This window comes from Chloroflexus sp. (assembly GCF_034435895.1).
In the GTDB taxonomy this organism is placed as follows: domain Bacteria; phylum Chloroflexota; class Chloroflexia; order Chloroflexales; family Chloroflexaceae; genus Chloroflexus.
The window spans coordinates 1-22,906 of sequence record NZ_DAOTWH010000250.1 but is presented as its reverse complement, the minus strand read 5'-3'; the positions used below and the strand labels follow the sequence as shown (position 1 = coordinate 22,906).

The following is a 22,906-nucleotide window of genomic DNA, read 5'->3' as shown; positions in this document are numbered from 1 at the left end:
CGCGCTACGGGCAACGCCTCCCGCAGCGCGGCCAGCGCCGGCGTCGCCAGCAACAGATCACCGAGGTGATCGGGTTTGATGATCAGCACCCGGTGCGGCGGATCCGCCGGCGCGCGGCGCGCCAATGGACGAGCGACGGCGGCGATGGCGGCGACAACGGCATGGTGTTTAGAATAATAACGCACTTGCTTCACGGGCCAATTGGCGCAATCGTTCGGCAACCGCTTGATGGGCGCGCTTCTCTTCCTCGGCAGCCCGCTCGTTGAGACGGCGAGTCAAGTCAGGCGTGATCTTGGTCACGTTCTTGCGCAACAAGCGCGTGGCCTCAGCCGTTGTCTCTTGGGCGAGCAGCTCGTTGATAAAGCGGTCTTCGGGCGAGAGCCGCGATTCGATAATGTCTTGGGCAGCGGTCGCCAGCTTTTCCAACTGCTCGACCAGTTCTAAACTGCCAGCGTGATGAGCGGCGGCAATACTGGCCGAAATGACCGTCAGCAAGCCTTCATCTACTTCAGCGGCCCGTTCGCGCAGCGCCGCTACGGGGTCTGGTGTGGATAACACCGCATCGATCAAGGCGCTGCCGCGCTCGAACAGCTCTTGCGCGGCGCGGTCGCTCTCTTCGACCAGCTCAAGGATGCGCGCGCGCCGCGCGGTGAGCATCTGGGCGGTAGCAATGTCGCCAGCGGCTTCAGCCGCCTCGATCTGTTCAGTCCACAATTCAAAAAAGCCGTAATCAATCAGCGGACGCAATTCGTGGACAGCAGCCGGCAGCTCATCGTCGCTGGCAGTGCGGAGGCGCTCGATGGCGGCCTTGACCTCTTCGGCGGCGGCCAAGGCGGCGGCGCGAGCGACGTGCGCTTGCAGCTTCTCACGCACCTTGATCAGCAGCGTGCGCATCTGGGCTTGCGCGTCATTGGTAGCGTTGATAAATGCGTCGAGGGTGGCAAAAAACTCTGGCGTAAGCTCGGCGGTGTAGCGTTGAGCCGCCTCAGTAAACTGGGCGTGGTCTTCGGCCAGATTGACCAACTCGGTCAAAATTTCAACATAACGATTCTGGCGGCGCAAGTCTTCGGCAGAGACGCCATCAGCTTCGTAAATGGCTTCGATCAGCGATTGCAGGGTCAGGAAGCGGCGGGGCGCCAGCAGATAGCCGCGGGGTGCGTCGGCAGGCAAGGCGCGGAGCATAAACGCCGAGGCATCGCCGACGAATTGCTCAATCTCTTTGGGCTGGCTATTCAGCTCTTGCGGCACGTAGACGAGCAAGAGCTGCTTGCCGGCATCGTGATAGATCAACGGCGTGCTGAGGATACTGGCCAGTCCGCAGCCGGGGCAGACGGCGACATTCAGTTGGCCGGTGAGCAGCGCCACTTTGAGTTCGGGCTGCTCGCCGCCATCGACAATCGTATAGACCAGCGAGCGGAAGCGAGCGCCGCAGGATGGACAGGCGAGTTGAACCGGTTGAGGAGGGGCCGAAGGCATTGATCTTCTCCAGTGTCTATCATTTCGTTCGCCGCTGATTATACCACTCGTCGCCCAACAACGGCGTAGAGAGGATCGCTCAGCCAATGATGAGGCGAACGGTCAAGACACCGGATCTGTTCAAAACCGCCGGCCAACTCGAAGTAGTAACGAACCAACTCCATGTGTTGGCGGTCGTTGGTGGCTAACCAGACCCGCACAGCTTTACTGGGGAAGCAGCGGTTGGAAAAGGTGACGATGAAGGGGCCTCCCGGCTTGAGGATGCGGGCCACGTCAGCGAAGACCTCAACCGGGCGCGTCATGTATTGGACGGAGACGGTGCAGATGACGCCGTCGAAGGTGGCGTCGGCGAAGGGCAACTGCGGGTTTTCGTTGAGGTCGTGGATGACATACTCGTGGAGCTGTCGGTTGAGCCGCAGCTCTTCTTCGTTGAGACCAAGCCCAACCACGCGGGTCAGCGGAATATCAGTCGGCAGATGGCTGACATAACTGCTCATCAGGTCGAGCAGGCAGCCGCCGTTAGGCAGTTCCTCGCGGATCAACTGGGTCACGGCGCAGCAAGCCAGTTCATCGATATGGGCAGTGAGACGGGGGTAGAGGTAGAAGAGGCGATCATCGCTCTCATCGTACCGCTCGAAATATTCGGGTGGAAGACCGCTTTGGCGCACTATTGCCCCCATCTGGTTAGTCATTGCGAGCGGGTGGTGTGATCTAGCGATATTGCTCATCACCCGCTGCTGCGAGCAGAACATATACGGTTACAGCCTGTGAATTGACCGATGATGATAGCTGTAAGATGCAGCAGCTAAGCCGTCCAAATCAGAACCTCAGCGGTTTACGGCAGCTAAACTGTTGCAGTTTCTCTAGATAAACCTGCAAGATGTTAAGCGCATCTGCTCGTTTGGGTAACGGAGATTGGGGCGGCAGGTACGTTGCCGCAATCCATCCGTCGCTATCTGCACCCGCCAACATCTGAGCAGCGCCGCTATGTTATAGTATAGGCCGGTTTTTGATTCGAGCGCAAGGGCGAGCTTTCAGCGAGGTGCAACGATGCGGGCGATCCAGATCCATCAGACCGGCGGGCCAGAGCAGTTGCAATTAGTCGAGATTCCGATGCCGGAGCCGGGGTCGGGGCAGGTACGGGTGAAAGTGGCGGCGGCGGGGGTGAATTTTATCGACATCTACCACCGGAGTGGTCTCTACCCGCAGCCATTGCCGTTCACGTTGGGTCTGGAGGTGGCCGGCACGGTGGATGCGGTCGGTGAGGGTGTCAGCGAGTGGGTGGTTGGCGACCGGGTAGGTTGCGTGACTACGATCGGCGGCTATGCCGAATATGCGTTGGCGCCGGCCGATAAGCTGGTGCGGGTGCCTGATACTGTCGATCTGGAAACCGCAGCGGCAGTGCTATTACAGGGCATGACGGCGCACTATCTCACCTTGAGCACATTTCCGCTAAAAGCGGGCGATACGTGTCTGGTGCATGCCGCGGCCGGCGGGGTGGGTTTGTTGCTGATCCAGATCGCCAAACGGCTGGGAGCACGCGTCATCGGCACCGTCTCGACCGAGGAAAAGGCGGCGCTGGCCCGCGCTGCCGGCGCCGACGAGGTGGTCATCTACACTCGCGAGTCGTTTGTCGAGCGGGCGCGGGCTTTTACCGGCGGGCGGGGGGTTGATGTGGTGTACGACTCGGTGGGGGCGAGCACGGCGGAAGGCAGCCTTGACAGCTTGCGCCCGCGCGGGATGTTTGTTACCTTTGGCAACGCCAGCGGGCCGGTGCCGCCGATTTCACCGCTGACCCTCAGCAGCAAGGGTTCGTTGTTTATGACCCGGCCAACCCTCTTTCACTACATCGCGACCCCTGACGAGTTGCGCTGGCGGGCGAGCGATCTGTTTGCGTGGATCGGAGCGGGTGAGTTGCAGGTGCGGATCGACCGGCGTTATCCGCTGGCCGAGGCAGCCGAGGCGCAGATCGCCTTGGCGAGCCGGGCGACGAGCGGGAAGCTGTTGCTCATCCCGTGACGAGGCAAAGGCGCAGAGAACGCAGAGGGGATTAAACGCAAAGGCGCAGAGGATGCAGAGGGTTTGATGGGGGCCTAAAGTGCGCTGATCTCTACTATGTCGTATCTTAGCATCTTTGCGTGAAAACCTTAGCGTCTTTGTGGTTGAATTCATCATGATAACTACGTCGCGGTGAAGCGCAGCTTGGCGCGCCGTGACGTTTTTTGTTAGCGCAAGAAGGAGACAAGCTTATGCGGCTGGTGATGAAATTTGGCGGCACTTCGGTCGGCAGCGCCGACGCGATCCGGCAGGTGACTGAGATTGTCGGCGCGCATGCCCGCGAGCACGAGGTGGTGGTGGTGGTATCGGCGATGAACGCGCCTGATCTGCGCACTACCGACACCTTGATCGCGGCGGCGAAGGCGGCGGCGGCGGGTGATGGAAATGCCACGGCGCAGGTCGCGCCGCGCCTGCTCGATCTACACATGCGGGTGGCGAATGAACTAGTGACGCCGGAAGAGCGCGCGGCGCTCGAACCGGAAATCCGGGCTATGCTCGACTACATGAGCGATCTGTCGCGCAGCATTGCGGTGCTTGGCGAACTGACGCCGCGGGCGCTCGATCTGTTCAGCGGGTTGGGCGAGCGGCTCAATGCGCGGCTGATTGCGGCGGCGCTGCGGAGTGCTGGGATCGACGCTGAGGCGATTGATGCTACCGAGTTGATCGTTACTGACGACCGCTATGGCAATGCGTCACCCATCGAACCTGACACCCGCGAGCGCAGCCGGGCGCGGTTGTTGCCGTTGCTGGCAGCGAAGCGGGTACCGGTAGTGACTGGCTTTATCGGTGCAACGCGGGCCGGGGTGCCGACGACGCTGGGCCGGGGTGGTTCCGATTACACCTGCGCCATCCTCGGCGCCGATCTCGATGCCGACGAGGTGTGGTTCTGGAAGGAAGTGGACGGGGTGTTGTCGGCGAATCCGAAAGTCGTGCCGGAAGCGCGCACCTTGCCGCGGCTGTCGTATGCCGAGATGGGTGAGATGGCCTACTACGGGGCGAACGTGCTGCACCCCAAGACGGTGCAGCCGCTGGTGCATCGCCGCATCCCGATCCGCATCCGCAACACCTTCAACCCCAGCCATCCGGGGACGTTGATTGATGCGGAAGGCGATGGCGAGAGCGTGCGGGCGATTACGGCGATCAAGGGGTTGAGTCTGATCACCGTCGGCGGGCCGGGCATGCTAGGCCTAACGGGGGTAGCTGCGCGCATCTTTGGTGCAGTGGCGCGAGCTGGCGCGAATGTGTTGCTGATCTCGCAAGCTAGTAGCGAACAGAGCGTTTGTTTTGCCGTGCCGGCTGAGGAAGCGACGAAGGTGGTCAACGAGCTGCGTTGCGAACTTGATCGCGAATTTGCCGCCCACGATGTCGAGCATATCGGCACGATTGCGCCAGTCGTGATCGTGGCCGTGGTCGGGTCAGGCATGCGGGGCACGCCGGGGATTGCTGGGCGGGTGTTTGGCGCGCTCGGCGCGGCGGGGGTCAACGTGATCGCGATTGCGCAGGGCAGCACCGAGAACAATATCTCGCTGGTCGTCTCAGAAGCAGACGCCGATAAGGCGGTGCGGGCGGTGCATGCAGCGTTTGTGAGTTAGCGAGCGTATAGGCGCGACGTCAGACTAGTCAGTGTTGTGTCCGGTTGCGGCTTGCTGACAATTAGCTTCAGCGGGCCGCAGCTTTCGTTTGGGTTATGGTTGAATGGTACTTTCGTGTTCAAGTAGTCCAAAGCTTCCTGCGGTTTTGGCAGCGTATCTTGTCGCGTTACGTTTCGCCGTAAACGTTACGTGTATGGAACCATCATGTTTGCGAAATTGCGCGCGGCAAACAGTTTAGCAGCGTGTGATAAAAACTTGATCTTACCAAGCCTCATAAGGAGACGTGCATGAACACACTGTTTCTCGGTTTAGAGTGGGGATATGTTTATGGATCGTACAAACGACATGCGATACCTTATGAGGCGGGTAGTATTATTTTCTCCTCAGATCAAGAACAGGTCATCTTGCAGGGACGGCAATTTCCGTACGATATTGACATGGTTGTGCGCCACAATACCACTGATGAGCGGGGAAAGACAAGCGGATCGACTAAGCGAGTGGTTAATTTAGCGACGAAGGAATACCAAAAACCTTATGATCCCGCTTTCAAGTTGTCACCTGATGCAAAAACTCGCGCAAAGCGTATAACGGGTCGGGCGATTGCCCAACTCGGTTCGTACATTTCATCTCTGTTATCCCGGCATGCGATCCGTCAATTGGTTGTATTCGGCGGCAATAACGACATCATCCTCCTCAAAAAAGGCGGCGTTCGCTTTGATCAGATCGAAATCATTGACCTGCAACACCTGTTGCGCGCAGCAAACGGTTTTCGCTTTTCCCTTGACAAAATCTCGTATATCGTTGACTTTACTGCCAATGCTGTATCATTTGGCACTGACCGAAAGCGTTATCCAGTCCCCGCAACGTATCGCCATCTCGTGAAGCCGCATCGGGCGATTGGTGATGCATGCCGGATCTTTACGATTGACCAAGAGTTTCAGCACTGGCGTGATGATGTGATCAGCGCCTGCAAAGCGTATATCACCAAACACAAGCGGCCAAAGAAACCAGCGCCGCCGGTGCAGCCGGCCCCGCCGGCTGCTAGCGCAGACATTGATCCGGAGCGGCGCTGTCCACGGTGCCAACGGCCAGATGTCATCCCGTTTAAGGGCGGTCGATGGTGCCCTCACTGTGGCCGCTATCTCGTGTTACCCGATCCGAGCCTTTGTGATACCGATCAGAATGATGATCGATCGATGAAGCTATGGCGATCTTGGCCCAATATCCCTGAGCCTTGGCACTGCCAGCCGGGGTATAATTGCATTTATGATGATGGCGAGTGCATATCTTGGGATGAGATTAATAAGTATTTGCGCTGACTATCATGCCGCCGGTTGAGCTGTTGTCTCACCGGCGGCGCGATGCATTACAGGGCTACTACACGTTGGGGACGGGTTGATCCCGCTTACCGCCTGCTCAACGCCAGATGCGCTTCGTGGAGCAGGCGTTCGGTGGTGTCCCAACCGACGCAGCCATCGGTCAGCGAGACGCCGTACTTGAGGGCGCTGCGGTCAGCGACGAGCGGTTGCTTGCCCTCGAACAGGTTGCTCTCAAGCATCATGCCGATGATTGGCAGTCGCTCTTCGACCATATAGCCGAGCACAGTCTGCCAGACGGCTTCTTGGCGGCGGAAATCGCCGCCGGAGTTGGCGTGGCTGCAATCGATCATCACGGCTGGGGTTAGCTCAGCCTCGCGCATGAGGCGGGTAGCTTGCACGATATACTCTAGGTGGTAGTTGGGACCGTGGCGGCCACCGCGCAAGATCACGAAGCTGTCGGGGTTGCCAGTGGTGCGCACCACGCCGCTGCGCCCGTCTTCGTCAATGCCGAGGAAGCTGTGCGGCACTGCCGCCGAAACGCAGGCGTTGACGGCGACTTGGATCCCGCCGTCGGTGCCGTTCTTGAAGCCGACCGGCATCGAGACGCCGCTGGCCAGCGCGCGGTGGGTTTGGGCCTCGCTGGTGCGAGCGCCGATGGTGGCGAGGCTGATCTGATCGTCGAGGTACTGGGGGCTGATTGGGTCGAGCATCTCGGTGGCGACTGGCACCCCCAGTTCATTAATCGCCAGCAACAGTTGGCGAGCGATGCGCAGGCCGGCTCCCATATCGAACGAACCGTCGAGGCGGGGGTCGTTGATCAGACCACGCCAGCCGACGGTGGTGCGCGGTTTTTCGAGGTAGGTGCGCATCACGATCAGCAACTGATCACTGAGTGGCTGTTGGAGGGCTTGCAAGCGACGGGCGTAGTCGAGCGCGGCTTCAGGATCATGGATTGAGCACGGGCCAACGACCATAATCCGGCGCTGATCGACGCCGCGCAAGATGCGGCGAATCGCGGCGCGGGCCTCGGCGACGGTCTGGGCCGCGGCGGGGGTGATGGGTAATTCGGTCTTCAATGCACGTGGCGGTTGCAACGGCGTCAATTCGCGGACGTGCAGGTTTGCTAACGGCGTTTGGTTCATAGGGCATAGATGGGTAAGACAAAAACGCAAAGACATAGGTACGTGCCTTTGCGTCTTCGCGTCCGGTATTCAGATTGTTGCTCCTAGTATACCGTGAATCGCAGCGAGCGCGAAGTGGGCGGAACGGTGTGGCGCTCTCTGCGATCGTCATTTATGCGCCGGCCATAATGCGCTCGTAGGCGGCGCGCAGCGCCGCCGCTTCCTCCTTGCTGAGCGGTATGAGCGGCAAGCGCAGCGCCGTTTCAGGCAGATTGCTCGTCCATGCTAGCGCGGCTTTGAGGGCCGGCGGGGTATTGATGGGGTCGATCAGGTCACGCACGGCGCTGAGGCGGGCTTGAGCCGCCGAGACATCACCGCCGTGGTAGTGGGCGTCGAACACGGCGCGAGCAAGGCGGGGGAAGGCGCTCGAAAGGGCGGTAATCGCGCCGGCGGCGCCACCAGCCAGCGCGCGGGCAATGAGGCGGTCGCTGCCGGTAAAGATGCGCAATTGCGGGTAGCGGTCGATCAGCATCTTGGAATGCTCCCAATCGCCGCTACTGTCTTTGAGGCCGAAGAACTGGCCGGGATGGCTATCGAGCAGGCCATCGATAATTGTGGTCGTAATCGGCACGCCGGTTACTTGTGGGATGTGGTAGAGCATGACCCGCGCCTCTGCCGGCAATGCGTCGCAGAGGGCGCGAAAATAGGCCAAGATACCGGTCTCGCGGGGTTGTTTGATATAGAACGGCGGCATCACCAAAATCGCATCCACCCCTAACTCAACCGCTGCCCGGCTCAGCGCAATCGTATCGGTGAGCGCCGCGCAGCCGGCGCCGGCGATCACGCTCAGCTCGCCGCGATGCTGGAGAATGATTTCCAAGGTGCGGATCCGCTCGGCGACGCTCATTGATGGCCCCTCGCCGGTGGTGCCGAGCGCAAGCACGCCATGCAGGCCGCCATCGGCCAGAAATTGCAAATACCCCGGCAGCCATTCATAATCGACCGGGCCGACATCACTGGTAAAGGGGGTGAGCATCGCGCTAATAATGCCCCGAATCTCTGCCATCGCAGCTCCTCCTCACTAATCATTGCATTTGGTAGAATCTACCACTAATATCGTTGCGCGTAAACAAGATATGCGTTGGGAATGACACCCAAAACGATGATGATGTCCGTGTTTGTGGGGGATTGCTTCGGGGCGTTGAGGCAATGCAAAGCATTGCCTCAACTGCCCCTCGCAATGACACCGAGCGAGAGCGGTAGGGATACAGCGTGCTGTATCTGTATCTCACGACTACAGCACCGCTGTATCCCTACGACGCGCCACATGGTGTAGAATCAATCGGCGGCAAGCAAGCTTATACCAGTGAAGAAGGCGGTTATGAAAGGTCTTGTGCTGAGCGGCGGCAAAGGAACCCGGCTGCGTCCGATTACGTATACCAGCGCCAAGCAACTGGTACCGGTAGCGAATAAGCCAGTTCTCTTTCGCGTCATCGAAGCGATCCGCGATGCCGGCATCACCGACATCGGCATTGTGATCGGCGATACCGGCGACGAGATTCGGTCAGCGGTCGGCAATGGCCGGCGGTGGGGGGTGAAAATTACCTACATCCCGCAGGAAGCGCCGCTGGGTTTGGCGCATGCGGTCAAGATTAGCCGTGATTTTCTCGGCGATGACCGGTTTGTGATGTTTTTAGGCGATAACTGCATTCAAGGCGGGATCAGCCCGCTGATCGAGCAGTTTGGGCGGAGTGACTACAACGCGCAGATTGTGTTGAAGAAAGTGGCCGATCCGCGCTCGTTCGGCGTCGCCGAACTCGATGACGATGGACGGGTGATCCGGCTGGTTGAGAAACCGCGCGAACCGAAGTCGGATCTGGCGCTGGTCGGGATTTACATGTTCGATCACCACGTCTTCGAGGCGGTCGAAGCGATCCGGCCCTCGGCGCGCGGCGAGCTGGAGATTACCGATGCGATCCAGTGGCTGGTGAGCAATGGCTACAACGTCTACCCCTACGTTCATGAAGGGTGGTGGATCGATACCGGCAAGAAGGACGATATGCTCGAAGCCAACCGGCTGGTGCTCGAAGAGATGGAGCCGTTGGTGCAGGGATACGTCGATCGCGATTCGCAGTTGATCGGCAAGGTGATTATCGAGCCGGGGGCCGAGATCATCAACAGCACGATTCGCGGGCCGGCGATTATTGGCGAGCATACGCGGATTGTGAATGCGTATGTGGGGCCGTTTACCTCGATCTACCATCACTGCCACATCGAAGAGTGCGAGATCGAGCATAGCATTGTGCTGGAATATTGCACCATCCGCGGGTTGCCCCACCGTTTGGAAGATAGCCTGATCGGGCGCAATGTGGAGATCGGGCGCAGCCCGTTGCGGCCCAAGGCCTACCGGTTGATGTTAGGCGACAATAGTTCGGTGGGGGTGTTGTAAGGGCACAGCACGCTGTGCCCGTACCATCCTGCTGCATCCGTATTTTGCTGCTGTTCTTGGCGTTGCATGCGCCAATACTGGGCGGCGAAGCAGATGACGGCGTGCGATCAAATCCTTTCGCATCGATGTCGTTGCGCACATCGAGCGCCTTGTAGAGGTTATCGATATGTTTGCGCACGGTGCTCTCGCTCAAATGGCAGTGGCGGGCAAGATGGTCGGGTGTGAAGTGAAGCTGCAAAGCTATTTCGTGCAAGTGGCGTGGCAGACGGTCGAACCGAGGTGCGATCCGTTGCACGGCGGCGCGCAAGCGCAGATCGTCAATCGAGGCCAGAAAGTAGTCTGATGGCTGCATTGTCGTCTCCTTGGGTGGTGCCGTGTGGTTGTCTGCGCATTCGTCGGCCTTCGATCTTTGTGATGAGCAGCCGTACCACTGTGCTGAAGCCGGTTTTGGTTGGCTCATGTCAAGAAATGCCAACAATGGCCGAATTTGGCAGCGGTATGGCTAAGTTCAAGAGCGGACAGATCGTATGAGCGTAGATGTAGTTGATGACGTTGCAATGCGCTGGTTCGCCCTCACCCCCAGCCCCTCTCCCACTGGCGCGGGAGAGGGGAGCGCAGGATGTGATGGCCTTGGATCGAATTGCTAGGTGACTAGCCGCCAGCTTCCGCTCCATTCCCTCCCGGCATCCATTCCGGCGGGATGGGGATGCCGAGGTCGACCATCGCGGCGCGGCTGGCGTGATCGACCGGCATCCACGCCACGACCTGCGGATAGAGATCATTGCCGAGGGTAATAAACAACGAGCGGAAGTTTATGAGCCGTCCGGTTGGTGCGCATGGCAGAGAGATAGAATGGCGGCGTAGCATCGTTCGTGGGAGCCGTGTAAGCATCGACCGGAGTGTTTTCCCACAGTTCGCTGAAATGGGGTAATGCGCGCCAGCGCGCTACTCGCTCGATATACCAAGACTCGCGTTCACAATAAGCGTTTTGCACTTTAAAGCCATAGATGTTCCGCTGAGCGAAACGGCGCCATTGCTCGTGATCAAGGTAAATCAGGTGATATATTGGTGAAGACGGAACGCATTTCAACCGGGGTAGCTTCATACTCGGCGCGCGTGATACCTGCTAACGCGAGCAAATACTCGTTCACATCGAGCACATCCTAATCGCGGTTGATAATGTATGCCGGCAGCGGAACGAACCGCATGACCTCGCGGTCCACCCGCACGAAGGTCGCTAATGCCTCACCTGACCAGTACAGTTGGATGGGATAGGGATGGGCGCTGATCAGCAGCCGGTTGCGTTCAGTGAGATCACATTCTAAGTAATCGGCAATTGCCATCACAACATCGCATGACGGCGGTTTCTTCAATTTCCCCGACCGGATCGCTGGGTACGACGAATAGACCGCGCGGAACTGGTTGTAGGTGAAGGTCTTGGGTTCGTGTTGCCAAGAGCTCGGCGGGCGTTGCTGCCGGGTCAGTTCATTGCGCCGGCGCTGGCGTAATTCTTCGACCGCCTCGACGAACGCTTGGCAAGCGGGATGGGGGTGGCGTTGGCGGTTCATAGCGATCTCGAATGGCTATCGTAAGTTTCCTTGCGATTGATATTGGGTGCCGAACGTCTCAAAACGACACAGCAGGCGTTGGGCAATTAAACGGCTCGATCGATCGATTCCTCATGTCTATACTATAGAGCAAGAAACAACCAAGATTTTTGAGCTTTTTTGCGATTGTTTTGCAGTCTTCAGCTCTAATGCCCATTTCATGAATCCCGACGCTGAACTCCACGCCTTACGTCGCGAAATTGAGCAATTGCGCGCCGAGGTCAATGCGTTACGCCGTTGCTGCGAGCAATGGTGTGCTGAACGACAGCCGGGCCAGTTGTCAGCCGATCGGCGGGCAGCGTTTACCGAGTTGGGGAAAACGCAGTTGAAAACGACGCTCTCGAACGAGCGTCAGCATGGCCGTCGCTATCACACGCTGGCCGAACTGGCCGAGGCGATAGGGTTGTCGAATGCGACCCTCAGCCGTAAACTTCACAGCAAAGAACCGCTGCTGCCGGCGGATGTGAAGCGGATTGTGCGCCAATTGTTGATCTGGGGGGTTAGATAGCCGCATACGCGCTCGTCACAGCTTGGACGAGATGGGAGTAGCAGATTTTACGCCGGCTGAATACCAAGAAATCGAGCTTATTCGCGACTACGAGATCATTCCTTATCCGCAATCGAAGATCGATCGGCTCCGTAATGATTTGAGTACGCAGCAGATTGCCGATCTCGTTGCACGGGTGGGGTATGGCGCCGGGCAGCATACTCCCGACACACTGATCACATTTATGCGCGAGCGCAAAGAATACGCGCAACTACGCATGATAGCGCTGGAAGTGTATGTGCGAGCAGTGCCGCCGGCGCAATGGCGAGCCGAGGTGTGGAGCGAGTTGTTGCGCGATTTCGATGCTAGTGTGCGTAAGTTTACGTTACGGATGGTGCGGGAGTATCAGGCGTCGGTTGCAGACGATGATCTCTTGTACATCCTTAACGACTCGCACCAAGATGTCGTGCCGTATGCAGTGAAGCTGGCCAGCGATCTGGTGCGGGCGCAGCGGATAGCGCCGGCGTGCCTTGCTATCCCTAATGTTGCGAACCGCGGTTACTGGTTGATTCGCGTGCGGGCGATTGAGGCGCTGATAGCGGCTGATCCTGCATACAACCGGCCCGATACGATGCGCCTCTTGCAGGCATTTGCCGGATCGAAATACTGGAAATCGCGCAAGCTGATAGTTGAATATATCAGCGAGCGCTACCGGCGCGGTTGCTTGACCGGGGCGGATTATGACAGCGCGTTAGGCTTGCTCGAACAGTGGGCGACCGATGGCCGTTCGTCAGATGAGAATGGCAAACGGGCGCGGGCGGCATTGGCGTTGTTGCGCGGTTATGATGATTTGCCAAACAGTTCGCGCCAGACGTCGTAGACGGTATTTTTGGGCGCTCCCAGTTCTTGGGCGGCGCGGCGCACGGCGGCGCTGCCGGTGATACCTTGGGCGGCGAGTTGGTGTAAGTGGGAGGCGATGGTTTCAGGGGTAGCGCCGGCTGGTTGGGCGCGGAGGCGCTGGCGGTCGCGTTTGCGCTCGCTGCCCGGCTCGGCCCCGGCAATGACGATGGTGAATTCGCCGCGGGGCGGGTGGCTGGTAAAGTGGTCGATTAGCTCGGTCGCGGTACCGCGCGCAATCGCCTCGAAGCGTTTGGTGAGGTCGTTGGCGACGGCTAGTTGGCGCTCGCCGAGCGTTGTGGCGATGTCGCGCAGCGCCTCCAGCAAGCGGTGCGGCGTCTCGAAGCAGATGACGGTTAGCGTCAGATCGACGATCGCGCTCAGCAATTCGCGGCGCTCGCGCGGTTGGCGGGGCAGGAAGCCGATGAAAGCAAAGCGGCTGGTGTCCATCCCCGACGCAACTAGCGCTGCCAGTGGCGCGCTAGGGCCGGGGATGGGAGTCACGGTGTGCCCCTCTGCTAGACATGCCTGCACCAGCTCGAGGCCGGGGTCGGCGATCGCGGGTGTGCCAGCATCTGAGACTAGCGCTACGTCACCGGTTTGCAATGCGGCTAGGATCTCGGCGCGCCGGGCCAGTTTGTTGTGTTCGTGGTACGAGATGCATGGTGTCGTGATTTGGTAGTGGTCGAGCAAAATGCGGGTATGGCGGGTGTCTTCGGCGGCGATCAGCCGCGCTGCGCGCAGCACGCGCAGCGCGCGCAAGGTGATGTCTTCGAGATTGCCGATCGGGGTGGCGACGAGATATAACGTGCCCATGATAGTGCTCTCGTATTTTTACCACAGCGGGCGCAGAGGACGCAGAGGGGGGAAAGAGCGCGCCAATGCTCGCGAGAATACCCGTCGTATTTTACCGCAGATGGTGCATTGTGTTCTGCGTCCGCAAGAAGGCCCTCGGGTTTTTACCGCAGAGGGCGCAGAGGGGAGAGTAGCATGTTCTGCGTCTGCGATAAGGTCCTCGGGTTTTTACCGCCGAGGTCATCAAACGATTATATGCCGAATTGCTGCCGCCAATAATCCAAGACCTCGGCCACGATCTGTTCAATGCCGATTTCGGGCTGCCAGCCGGTGGCTGCGCGCAGTTTGCTGTTGTCGCCTTGTAAAATCGGCTCATCGACCGGGCGCAGGCGGGCGGGATCGACCTGTACCTTCACCGGCACGCGCCCCATTGCAACCACCATATCGACAATATCGCCGATCCGCACCGCGTGGCCGGAACAGAGGTTATACACCTCGCCGGGGACACCGTGTTCGAGCAGCAGCCAGAGGGCGCGGGCCACGTCGCGGGTGTGGCTGAAGTCGCGTTTCGGCGCCAGATTGCCCACGTACATCACCGGCGGTTGCCGGCCCGCTTCGATCAAGGCCATCTGGCGGCAGAAGGTCTGGATCGAGCAGCGGTCGCCTTGGCGCGGCCCGACGTGGTTGAACGAGCGGGTGACGACAACGTGCAAGCCGTAGCTGGCGTGATATTGCAACCCGCTCAGCTCGGTGGCGACTTTGCTCACACCGTAGGGGCTGGCCGGGCGGAGCGGGTGATCTTCGCGGATGGGCACATCTTCCGGGCGCACCGGCCCATATTCGGCGCTGGTGCCGGCGATGTGGATGCGGGCATACGGTACGTGGCGGCGGGCCGCTTCGAGCAGGTTGATCGTGCCTTCGACATTGGCCCGCATGGTCAAGATCGGTGCATCCCACGAGGCGCTGGGGTAACTTTGCGCGGCAAGGTGGAAGATGCGGTCGGGTCGGGCAGCGGCGATGGCGCGATCAACGGCGAAGGCGTCTTCGATATCGCCTTCGTGGATGGTGATCTTACCCAACAGGTGCTCGATCGGGCGCGGATCGCTGCGCCAGCGTTTGAATGCGTGAATGTCGAGGCTGGGGATGGTCAGCAGGTAATCGGCCAGAAAGCTGCCGACCGGGCCAGTAATGCCGGTGATAAAGACGCGCATAACGCCTCCGTGTTCGTTATCGCCGCTTATCATACCACGTTTGGCTCGGCGCGACTGTGGTATGATCGCGTTGTGATTGATGATGACGGAGCACGCATTATGCCATGGCAAACCGCCCTCGCTCGCCATTACGACCTTCACGGCGCCTTAGCGCCATTGCCGGGCGAATATGATCTTAACTTCCTTGTCACTGCCACTGACGGCGCGCAGTATGTGCTAAAAGTGATGCGACCGCATTGCGATCCGGCGCTGGTAGCGATGCAATGCGCGGCGTTAGAGCATGTGGCCGCGGTCGCGCCTGATCTGCCGGCGCCGCGTTTGGTGCGAGCCGCCAACGGCGAACCGTTTGTGGCCGAGGCTGGCTGGCTGCTCTGGTTGATTACGGCCCTGCCGGGTGAGCTGTTCGCCACCTTTCGCCCGCACACTGCGGCGTTGCGGGCCGAACTTGGCCGGCAAGCCGCCCGGCTCGATCAGGCGCTGGCCGGTTTTGCCCACCCGATGCTCGATCGCCCGCTGAAGTGGAATTTGTTGCAAGCAGAGTGGGCAATGGCGGAGTTGCCAGCGATTGCCGATGCCGGCCAGCGCCAGCTTGCCGCCGAGGCGCTGGCCGCGTATGCGCAGCTTCACCCGGCGTTGCTCGCCCTGACGCGTATACCGATCCACAACGACCTCAATGACTACAACCTGCTGGTGACGGCAGATGCGCGCGGCCAATTCACCATCAGCGGTCTGCTCGATTTTGGCGATCTCTGCGCCGCGCCGCGCGTCTGCGAAGTGGCGATCGCCGCGGCGTATGCGATGCTCAACCAACCCGACCCGCTGCGCGCATTGGGGGAGCTGGTCGCCGGCTATCACGCAGTCTGGCCGCTCAGCGCCGCCGAAATCGATCTGATCTGGCCGCTGGTGCGCACCCGGCTGGCGGTGAGCGTGGTGAATGCGGCGCTGATGAAGCAGCAGCGGCCTGATGATCCGTATGTGACGGTTTCGGAAGCGCCGGCGTGGCGGATGTTAGCGGCCACTGCGACCATTGATCCGGCCATCGCCGCGGCCCGTTTGCGCGCTGTCTGCGGCCTGCCGATCAGCGACGCCGCAGCGCGGGTGATGGCGTGGCTAGATACCCAGCGTGGCCGCTTTGCGCCGGTGCTCGGTCGCGATCTGGCCAACGCGCCGGTGGTGAGTGTGGCTGCCGGCGAGACGCCGCTGCCGCAAGACCCGTTTGGACTAACCGAGGCAGAGGCAGCCATGCTGGCCGGCCCAGCCCAAGCTGAAGTTTGTATTGGCCGTTACGGTGAACCACGCCTGATCTACACTGCGCCAGCGTTTTTTGTCGGATCATCACCGCTGGCCGAACGGCGCACGATTCACCTCGGCGTCGATCTGTTTGCGTCTCCCGGCACGCCGGTCTACGCGCCGCTCGATGGGGTGGTGGTCGCGATCGAGAACTTCTCAGCGCCGCTCGACTACGGCGGGATGGTGGTATTGCAGCATCAGACGCCGGCAGGCGATCCGTTCTACACGCTTTACGGCCATCTTGACCCGATCTGCATAGGCAAGTTAGCGGTTGGCCAACCGCTCGCCGCCGGCCAACTCTTCGCCGCGCTCGGCAGTATGGCCGACAACGGCGGCTGGCAGCCCCACCTCCATTTCCAACTGCTCTTGCACGCCAGCGCGCTGGCTGGCCACTGGCCCGGCGTGGCCGCCCCTGAAGAAGGGGACTGGTGGCAGGCAGTTTGCCCCAATCCAGCGGCGCTGCTCAATCTGCCCGACGCCGCGGCTGCCTACCGTCCGCTCGATCCTGCCGGCCTGCTGCGCGAGCGCCGCCGCCATTTCGCCGGCAACCTGCGGCTCAGCTACGCCGAGCCGTGTACGTTGTTGCGCGGCTGGCGCCACTACCTGTTCGACGAATGGGGGAGGGCATACCTTGACGCTTACAACAACGTGCCGCACGTCGGGCATGCGCACCCGCGCCTGCAAGCCGTCGCCGCGCAGCAGTTGCGCATGCTCAACACGAATACGCGCTATCTGCACCCGGCCCAGATCGCCTTTGCCCACGAACTCTTGGCCAAGCTGCCGCCCTCATTGAGCGTCTGCTTCTTCGTCAATTCCGGCTCAGAAGCCAACGAGCTGGCGTTGCGGCTGGCGCGGGCCGCTACCGGCGGACGTGATATGATCACCATCGACCACGGCTACCACGGCCACACTACCGGCGCGATCGACATCTCGGCCTACAAGTTTAACCATCCCGCCGGCAGCGGAAAACCCGATTGGGTGCAAGTCGTGCTGGCGCCCGATCCCTATCGCGGGCCATACGGCAATGACGGCGAACGGTACGCGACGGCCATCGACGCGGCGCTCGAACGGATCGCCGCTCGCGGCGGGAGGCTGGCCGGCTTCATTGCCGAGACCTTTCCTAGCGTGGCCGGGCAAATTATTCCGCCCCCCGGCTATCTGGCCGCGGTCTACCGCCGCATCCGCGCCGCCGGCGGCGTCTGTATCGCTGACGAAGTGCAGACTGGCTTGGGCCGGTTGGGGACGCACTACTGGGCCTTTGAGACCCAAGGTGTTGTGCCCGACATCGTGGTGCTGGGCAAACCGCTGGGCAACGGCCACCCGATTGGCGCGGTGATCACCACCGCCGAGATTGCCCGCGCCTTCGACAACGGGATCGAGTTTTTCTCGACCTTTGGTGGCAGCACGCTGTCGTGCGTGATTGGGCGCGAAGTGCTGCGGATCATTGACGAAGAAGGCTTGATGGCCCACGCGGCCCAGATCGGCGGCGAGCTGTTGGCCGGATTGCGCGACCTGCAACAACGCCATGCCATCATTGGTGATGTACGGGGAATGGGATTATTTATTGGCGTGGAATTAGTGACGGATCGGGCCACGCGCGCGCCGGCCACCGCGGCGGCCAGTTATCTCAAAGAGCGCCTGCGCGCCGAACGAGTCTTGATCGGCACTGAAGGCCCATTTGACAACGTGTTGAAAATCCGCCCGCCGCTGACCTTTGACCGCGCCGCGCTCGAGGTGTTTCTCGACCGGTGCGATGCCATTCTCAGCGAGAGTTTTCTCGCGCGGCAAGGGTGAAGCGGAGGTGAGGCAAGCGTACTTGATCGGCCTCTCATAACCGGCCAAACTATCAAAAATAGGGATGGCAAGAAAGATGTTTTGGTGTTGACAAAATTTTAGCCGATCAGGTATACTCACCTAGGGTTCGTGACCGTATTGTGCAAAGGGCTGCGCGTGTTACGCCCACGCCAGCCGCCGCTTAGTGCCAGTTAGTCCGTCAAAACGCCGTTTGCAGTACGACAAGGTGAGCAATTAAGCCTGATAAGCGGAGGAGAAACCATGGATAGCAGTCATAGGTGGCGCTCAATCACGGTCGCGGCTTCTTCTCAGTTGCTGGGCGTAATTTGATCTGAATCATCGTTCAGATCGATCAACCCCGCCGGTGAAGAAGCTGGCGGGGTAATTTATTCCTCTCTTTATAAATGCCCCTCACCATTTTGAGTGCTTCCCTCGAGTGATAACTCAAAAACCTACCAGTTAATTGCAGATTCGTAATGTTTTGATCTGTAAATACGATCACTATTGTCGCAAAACTGCTAACGGTTGCGAACGACATCGCGATACAAGCTGCCAAGGGAAAGGAGCCGCCTATGCTGCGCATCACCGAGCCGATGCTCAATCGGGCCGAACGGCGTCGCCGCTTTATTCATGCCTTGCAGCGCGCCTGCCAGCGTCACGAGCTGATTGGGCAACTGTACCGGCGGCTCGCCGCGCAAGCGCCCACCGAACAGCACGAGCAGATTCTGCTCAATCTCGCTGCTGCCGAGGCGAACCACCAACAGCGCTATATGCGCACCTTGCGCCGCCTGCATGCGGCTCCGCTTGAGCGGGTGAGCCTGCTCGATCAGTTGTGGCTCTGGTTATTGCCGCACTGTGGTCTTGATCTCGCGATGCGCTGGATCGCATGGGCCGAACGGTGCGATACGAAAGCGGTGCAGGAAGCTGCGCTGCTAGTGGCTGCATTGCCGTCGCACCGCGAGAGCGCACGATAATTACGGACACACCAACCCGGCATAACGCTGGAGATATGGAGTGGGCAGTTTGACTGCCGCACTCCATACCAAAGGCTGCGATTTGTGCCTTATGTGCCGGATGCGTTTCTGCATATGGTACGCTTAGACGGGGCGGCTTTCTGGTTACGAAATCACAGGAGCGATGCCATGCTGCAAGAGATCAGTGTTGAGCTGATGCGGATCATGGGGCCTATCGATCTAAACGTCGTTGGCAGATTAATCCTCACCGTTATCCTCTGCGGTTTGATCGGATTAGAGCGCTCAACCCATGAGCGGGCCAGCGGGTTTCGCCCGCATATTTTGGTTGGGGTTGGCGCTTGCCTCGTCACGATGGCCGGCGCGTACGGGTTTAGCGATCTAACCGGTGATCGCGATGCGCTGCGGGTCGCCAGCTACGTTGTTTCCGGGATCGGCTTTATGGGGGCGGGGGCCATTCTGCGGCATGGCACAACCGTGCGTGGCCTGACTACCGCTGCGACGCTGTGGGGATCCGCCGGGATTGGCGTCACCGTTGCCACTGGGTTAGGATGGTTAGCAGTGGTCGCCACTTTGCTGTTTCTCTTCACGCTGATTGTGCTTGAATGGATCGAACGGCGCTTGAATTTTGGCGGGCCGGTCAGCCATCTACGCATTCACCTGCATGACGATGGCAGATCGGTGGGGAAGGCGCTCGATGCGCTGGCGCGCCTTGGTGCTCCGGTCAAACGGGCCACCGTGCTGCCTAGCGCCGGCACCGCGGCGCTGCTCGAAGTCGAACTGGTGCGCGCGCTCAGCGCCGATCAAGCGCCATTGCTCGCGCGCCAACTGCTCACCTTGAAGAAGTATGTCGCGCAGGTTGAAACTGCCGTTGCCCCGCTGGACGAGCCGGCGGAAGCGGCTGAGGGCGAAGAGACCGAAACTGACGAGCCGGTCGTGCCGCTCAACTTGAGCAATCCCGATATTTTGCACGATCTGCAAGAGGCCGAACCGCAGCCGAAAACATCACCTGACGCGGCCAAACAGCGGTAAGTGGCGCGAGAGTATGTGAAGTGCGGCCGTGCAACTGCGATAATCACGACAAGCAGCCGGCGACTGTGGCCGCGATGGTGCGCGAGTATATGGAATGCGGTAACTGCCGCATTCCATAAATGGCTGCCAGCGTCGCAAAGCGTTGTAGTAGCTGGTGGCGGTGTCGCCAAAGCTGACATCTGCCGCACTCCATCCATGGCTGCCGGTGTTGCAAAAGTCTCCACCAACGCTTCATAGCATCTTCACAATTGCCGGCTATCTTGATGGTGAAACTGGTATCATACAACCCAGTCACAATCTCAGGAGTGAAGCGTATGGAACAACGACGAGTAAACTGGCCGGCATGGCTGGCGCTCGGCATCTCGCTGGTGGCGCTGGTCGTTGCACTAGGCAGTATGGCGATGAGCCGGCGTGCTATGTGGACGGCGTGGGCAATGCCAGGGTGGTCAAACCAGCAGGCGGTTCCCAACCCCCCGCCCGACTGGAAGGAGCGCGGGAAACATGACCAATTCACGCCTCCCGGCTGGCGTAATTGGGGAGAGCGCGGCCAGATGATGCCCGGTATGGGCTACCAAATGCCCAGTATGATGGATAGTAGAGGGTGGTTCGGCGGCTTGCTCAGTCTGGTTGACATCCTGCTCAAATTGGCGGCGTTGGCTTTGCTGATCTGGCTTGGCATCCGCATCTTCCGCCAACGCCAAAACCGGCCGCCAGCGGCTACCCCGCCGGGCACGCCCCCCGCGCCGCCGTTGACCCCCGCCGGGCACGACCCGCGTGTCGAATAGCTAATGGGTGGAGCCGCACGTTCGTGCGGCCCTACCGTATGGCAACCCGGACAAGCCTATGGCACGCACGATTTTGGTGGTTGATGATGAACCCGGTATTGTCAAAATCGCTCGCGATTACCTCGAACGGGCCGGGTTTCAGGTGATCAGCGCCGGTGACGGGCCAACTGCGTTGCGGTTGGCTCGCCAAGAGCGTCCGGCGTTGATCGTGCTTGACCTGATGTTGCCCGGTATGGACGGGCTTGATGTCACGCGCACCTTGCGCCAAGACCCGCTCACAGCGCGGTTGCCGATCATTATGCTCACGGCGCGGGTCGAAGAGACCGATCGGCTGATTGGACTCGAACTTGGCGCTGACGACTACATCACCAAACCCTTCAGTCCGCGTGAGCTGGTGGCGCGGGTGCGCGCGGTGCTGCGCCGGAGCGAAGGCGCATTGCAGCCGGCCAATGTCATCCAAACTGGCGGGTTGGTGATCGACCTTGAACGGCACACGGTGCGGCGCGACGGCGAGACGATCGAACTCACCGCGACCGAATTCGATCTGCTGGCAGTGTTGGCTAGCGCGCCGGGCCGGCCCTTCACCCGCGCCCAACTGCTCGATCGGGTGTATGATACCGATTACACCGGTTTTGACCGCACGATCGACGCCCACATCAAAAATCTGCGCCGCAAGATCGAGCCTGATCCGAATGGCCCGCCGCGTTTGATCTTGACGGTCTATGGCGTTGGTTACAAGTTCGCCGAGAACGAGGAACGCTAAGCCGGCGACGAGACGCGCTGCGTTCTCTACGAGGTTACGTATGCGCCCGCCCCGCCTCTTTAATCTCATGCTCACCGCCTTTGCGCTGGTGATTGTGCTGGGCATTAGCGGCATGGTGCTCTCGTTTTGGCTGGTGACACGCTGGAACGATCCAGATCAAATCCGCTGGATGGAAGCCGAAATGGCGGCGCGAAATCAGGCGATGCAATTAGCTGCGTACTATCAACAGACCGGTTCATGGAGTGGAGTTGAACGGCAATTAGGGCCATTGCCGCAGGGGTTCGGCAAGATTAAAGGCGCCGTTGCGCTGCTCGATGCTAATGGGCGCGTGGTTGCCGGACGTCGCCGGCCTTTCATCGCGCGCGGCAACGAAGCGGTGCGGCGCATTCCAATCGTGGTCAACGATCAACAAGTCGGCACCTTGGTGTTTTCGGTGGTGGATACCGACGAGTCGTTTCCGATAGGCGATCTCAACCGTCGCCCGTTACTCTGGGGGATGCTGGGAGCTGGCGCCGGGTTGATGGCGATCTTGCTGGTAATGGCGGCCATCTTCTCGCGCCGGATTAGTGCGCCATTACGCCAGATCAGCGCCGCTGCGCAAGCAATTGCCAATGGCGACCACAGTAGCCGCGTGCAACCGGCGAATGTGCGCGAATTGGCCGAACTGGCTGAGAGTTTCAACCGCATGACTGCCGCTTTGCAGCAGGCCGACCAGCAGCGTCGCCAACTCACCGCCGATGTGGCCCACGAACTGCGCACGCCGCTGTCGATTATTAAAGGTCGGCTCGAGGGGATTCAAGACGGGGTGTACGAGGCTGACGCCGAGCAGATTGAAGCGTTGCTATCTGAGGTTGCCCTGCTTGAGCGGCTGATCAACGATCTACATCTGCTCGCGCTGGCCGACGCTGGCCAATTGCCGCTCTACCGTGAAACGGTTGCGCCGGCGATGCTAGTGAACGAAGCGGTGCGCTCATTCGCGCAGAGCGCCGCCGAGCGCGCGATCCAACTCTCTGCTGAGTCAGCCGATGGCTTGCCCGATATTGCAGTTGATCCCCAACGGATCGCGCAGGTCTTGGGCAACTTGATCAGCAACGCGTTGCGCCATACCCCTGCCGGCGGCGTGGTGCGCGTGACCGTTGCCGCCGAACCGGATGGCATCGTCTTCAGCGTGGCCGACACCGGCCCCGGCATTGCCCCTGCCGACTTGCCGCACATCTTCGATCGCTTCTACCGCGCTGATCGGGCACGCACGCGCAGCA

Annotated in this window: 21 protein-coding genes and 1 pseudogene; 13 read left to right on the top strand and 9 right to left on the bottom strand. The window is 60.2% G+C overall.

Translation table 11 applies throughout. The features are described from left to right. From U9R81_RS14525 to U9R81_RS14515, 3 genes and pseudogenes are all read right to left on the bottom strand, one after another. Positions 1 to 185: pseudogene (locus tag U9R81_RS14525) on the bottom strand (hypothetical protein); the annotation flags it as partial. After that, positions 169 to 1,476 (bottom strand): CpXC domain-containing protein, encoded by a 1,308-nt coding sequence (locus tag U9R81_RS14520; protein ID WP_322496147.1) that lies wholly within the window; start codon positions 1,474 to 1,476, stop codon positions 169 to 171. The pseudogene U9R81_RS14525 and the gene U9R81_RS14520, both read right to left, overlap by 17 nt. A 38-nt stretch (positions 1,477 to 1,514) precedes the next feature. Next, a complete protein-coding gene (locus U9R81_RS14515) occupies positions 1,515 to 2,156 on the bottom strand; it encodes a class I SAM-dependent methyltransferase (RefSeq protein ID WP_416180972.1) in 642 nt (213 codons plus the stop codon). 370 nt (positions 2,157 to 2,526) lie between these two features. Here U9R81_RS14515 and U9R81_RS14510 point away from each other — a divergent pair, with 370 nt between their 5' ends. The 3 genes from U9R81_RS14510 (at position 2,527) to U9R81_RS14500 (ending at position 6,445) form a co-directional block, all read left to right on the top strand. Next, positions 2,527 to 3,495 (top strand): quinone oxidoreductase, encoded by a 969-nt coding sequence (locus U9R81_RS14510; protein WP_322496145.1) that lies wholly within the window; start codon positions 2,527 to 2,529, stop codon positions 3,493 to 3,495. Positions 3,496 to 3,725: 230 nt separating this feature from the next. After that, positions 3,726 to 5,126 carry an aspartate kinase gene (locus tag U9R81_RS14505; RefSeq protein WP_322496144.1) on the top strand — a complete coding sequence of 467 codons (1,401 nt, stop codon included), beginning with the start codon at positions 3,726 to 3,728 and terminating at the stop codon, positions 5,124 to 5,126. A gap of 287 nt (positions 5,127 to 5,413) precedes the next feature. Continuing rightward, positions 5,414 to 6,445: a hypothetical protein gene (locus tag U9R81_RS14500; RefSeq protein WP_322496143.1), complete on the top strand. Its 1,032-nt coding sequence runs from the start codon at positions 5,414 to 5,416 to the stop codon at positions 6,443 to 6,445. 86 nt (positions 6,446 to 6,531) lie between these two features. Here the strand turns inward: U9R81_RS14500 and U9R81_RS14495 are convergent, their stop codons facing one another. After that, the gene (locus U9R81_RS14495) at positions 6,532 to 7,587 is read right to left on the bottom strand and encodes a 3-deoxy-7-phosphoheptulonate synthase (protein WP_322496142.1); all 1,056 of its coding nucleotides are present in this window, start codon (positions 7,585 to 7,587) and stop codon (positions 6,532 to 6,534) included. A 151-nt stretch (positions 7,588 to 7,738) separates the two neighbouring features. Then, entirely contained in the window at positions 7,739 to 8,632 is an 894-nt protein-coding gene (locus tag U9R81_RS14490) for a dihydrodipicolinate synthase family protein (protein ID WP_322496141.1), read from the bottom strand. A gap of 315 nt (positions 8,633 to 8,947) precedes the next feature. Between U9R81_RS14490 and U9R81_RS14485 the strand changes: the two genes are divergently transcribed. After that, positions 8,948 to 10,015, top strand: a complete 1,068-nt coding sequence (locus U9R81_RS14485; protein ID WP_322496140.1) for a glucose-1-phosphate thymidylyltransferase — start codon at positions 8,948 to 8,950, stop codon at positions 10,013 to 10,015. Positions 10,016 to 10,181: 166 nt separating this feature from the next. Beyond that, entirely contained in the window at positions 10,182 to 10,358 is a 177-nt protein-coding gene (locus U9R81_RS14480; protein ID WP_322496139.1) for a hypothetical protein, read from the top strand. Between the two features lie 308 nt (positions 10,359 to 10,666). Here the strand turns inward: U9R81_RS14480 and U9R81_RS14475 are convergent, their stop codons facing one another. Further along, positions 10,667 to 10,816 carry a hypothetical protein gene (locus U9R81_RS14475; RefSeq protein WP_322496138.1) on the bottom strand — a complete coding sequence of 50 codons (150 nt, stop codon included), beginning with the start codon at positions 10,814 to 10,816 and terminating at the stop codon, positions 10,667 to 10,669. Between the two features lie 362 nt (positions 10,817 to 11,178). After that, positions 11,179 to 11,583, bottom strand: coding sequence for a hypothetical protein (locus U9R81_RS14470; RefSeq protein ID WP_322496137.1), 405 nt, complete (start codon positions 11,581 to 11,583; stop codon positions 11,179 to 11,181). A 199-nt stretch (positions 11,584 to 11,782) separates the two neighbouring features. Here U9R81_RS14470 and U9R81_RS14465 point away from each other — a divergent pair, with 199 nt between their 5' ends. Both U9R81_RS14465 and U9R81_RS14460 read left to right on the top strand, forming a co-directional pair. Continuing rightward, positions 11,783 to 12,130, top strand: a complete 348-nt coding sequence (locus U9R81_RS14465) for a hypothetical protein (protein WP_322496136.1) — start codon at positions 11,783 to 11,785, stop codon at positions 12,128 to 12,130. 31 nt (positions 12,131 to 12,161) lie between these two features. Next, positions 12,162 to 12,989, top strand: coding sequence for a hypothetical protein (locus U9R81_RS14460; protein WP_322496135.1), 828 nt, complete (start codon positions 12,162 to 12,164; stop codon positions 12,987 to 12,989). Here the strand turns inward: U9R81_RS14460 and rsmI are convergent. After that, positions 12,950 to 13,822: a 16S rRNA (cytidine(1402)-2'-O)-methyltransferase gene (rsmI, locus tag U9R81_RS14455; protein WP_322496134.1), complete on the bottom strand. Its 873-nt coding sequence runs from the start codon at positions 13,820 to 13,822 to the stop codon at positions 12,950 to 12,952. The two genes, U9R81_RS14460 and rsmI, sit on opposite strands and share 40 nt — an antisense overlap. Before the next feature lie 230 nt (positions 13,823 to 14,052). Beyond that, positions 14,053 to 15,012: a GDP-mannose 4,6-dehydratase gene (locus tag U9R81_RS14450; RefSeq protein WP_322496133.1), complete on the bottom strand. Its 960-nt coding sequence runs from the start codon at positions 15,010 to 15,012 to the stop codon at positions 14,053 to 14,055. A gap of 99 nt (positions 15,013 to 15,111) precedes the next feature. Between U9R81_RS14450 and U9R81_RS14445 the strand changes: the two genes are divergently transcribed. From U9R81_RS14445 to U9R81_RS14420, 6 genes are all read left to right on the top strand, one after another. After that, positions 15,112 to 18,096, top strand: coding sequence for an aminotransferase class III-fold pyridoxal phosphate-dependent enzyme (locus U9R81_RS14445; protein WP_322496132.1), 2,985 nt, complete (start codon positions 15,112 to 15,114; stop codon positions 18,094 to 18,096). 572 nt (positions 18,097 to 18,668) lie between these two features. Next, positions 18,669 to 19,070: a hypothetical protein gene (locus U9R81_RS14440; RefSeq protein WP_322496131.1), complete on the top strand. Its 402-nt coding sequence runs from the start codon at positions 18,669 to 18,671 to the stop codon at positions 19,068 to 19,070. A 168-nt stretch (positions 19,071 to 19,238) separates the two neighbouring features. Beyond that, a complete protein-coding gene (locus U9R81_RS14435; protein WP_322496130.1) occupies positions 19,239 to 20,099 on the top strand; it encodes an MgtC/SapB family protein in 861 nt (286 codons plus the stop codon). Positions 20,100 to 20,413: 314 nt separating this feature from the next. Next, the gene (locus tag U9R81_RS14430; RefSeq protein WP_322496129.1) at positions 20,414 to 20,884 is read left to right on the top strand and encodes a hypothetical protein; all 471 of its coding nucleotides are present in this window, start codon (positions 20,414 to 20,416) and stop codon (positions 20,882 to 20,884) included. Between the two features lie 58 nt (positions 20,885 to 20,942). Next, on the top strand, positions 20,943 to 21,647 hold the full coding sequence (locus U9R81_RS14425; protein WP_322496128.1) for a response regulator transcription factor: 705 nt from the start codon (positions 20,943 to 20,945) through the stop codon (positions 21,645 to 21,647). Between the two features lie 40 nt (positions 21,648 to 21,687). Beyond that, the coding region (locus tag U9R81_RS14420) for a sensor histidine kinase (protein WP_322496127.1) at positions 21,688 to 22,906 on the top strand (1,219 nt) is incomplete at its 3' end.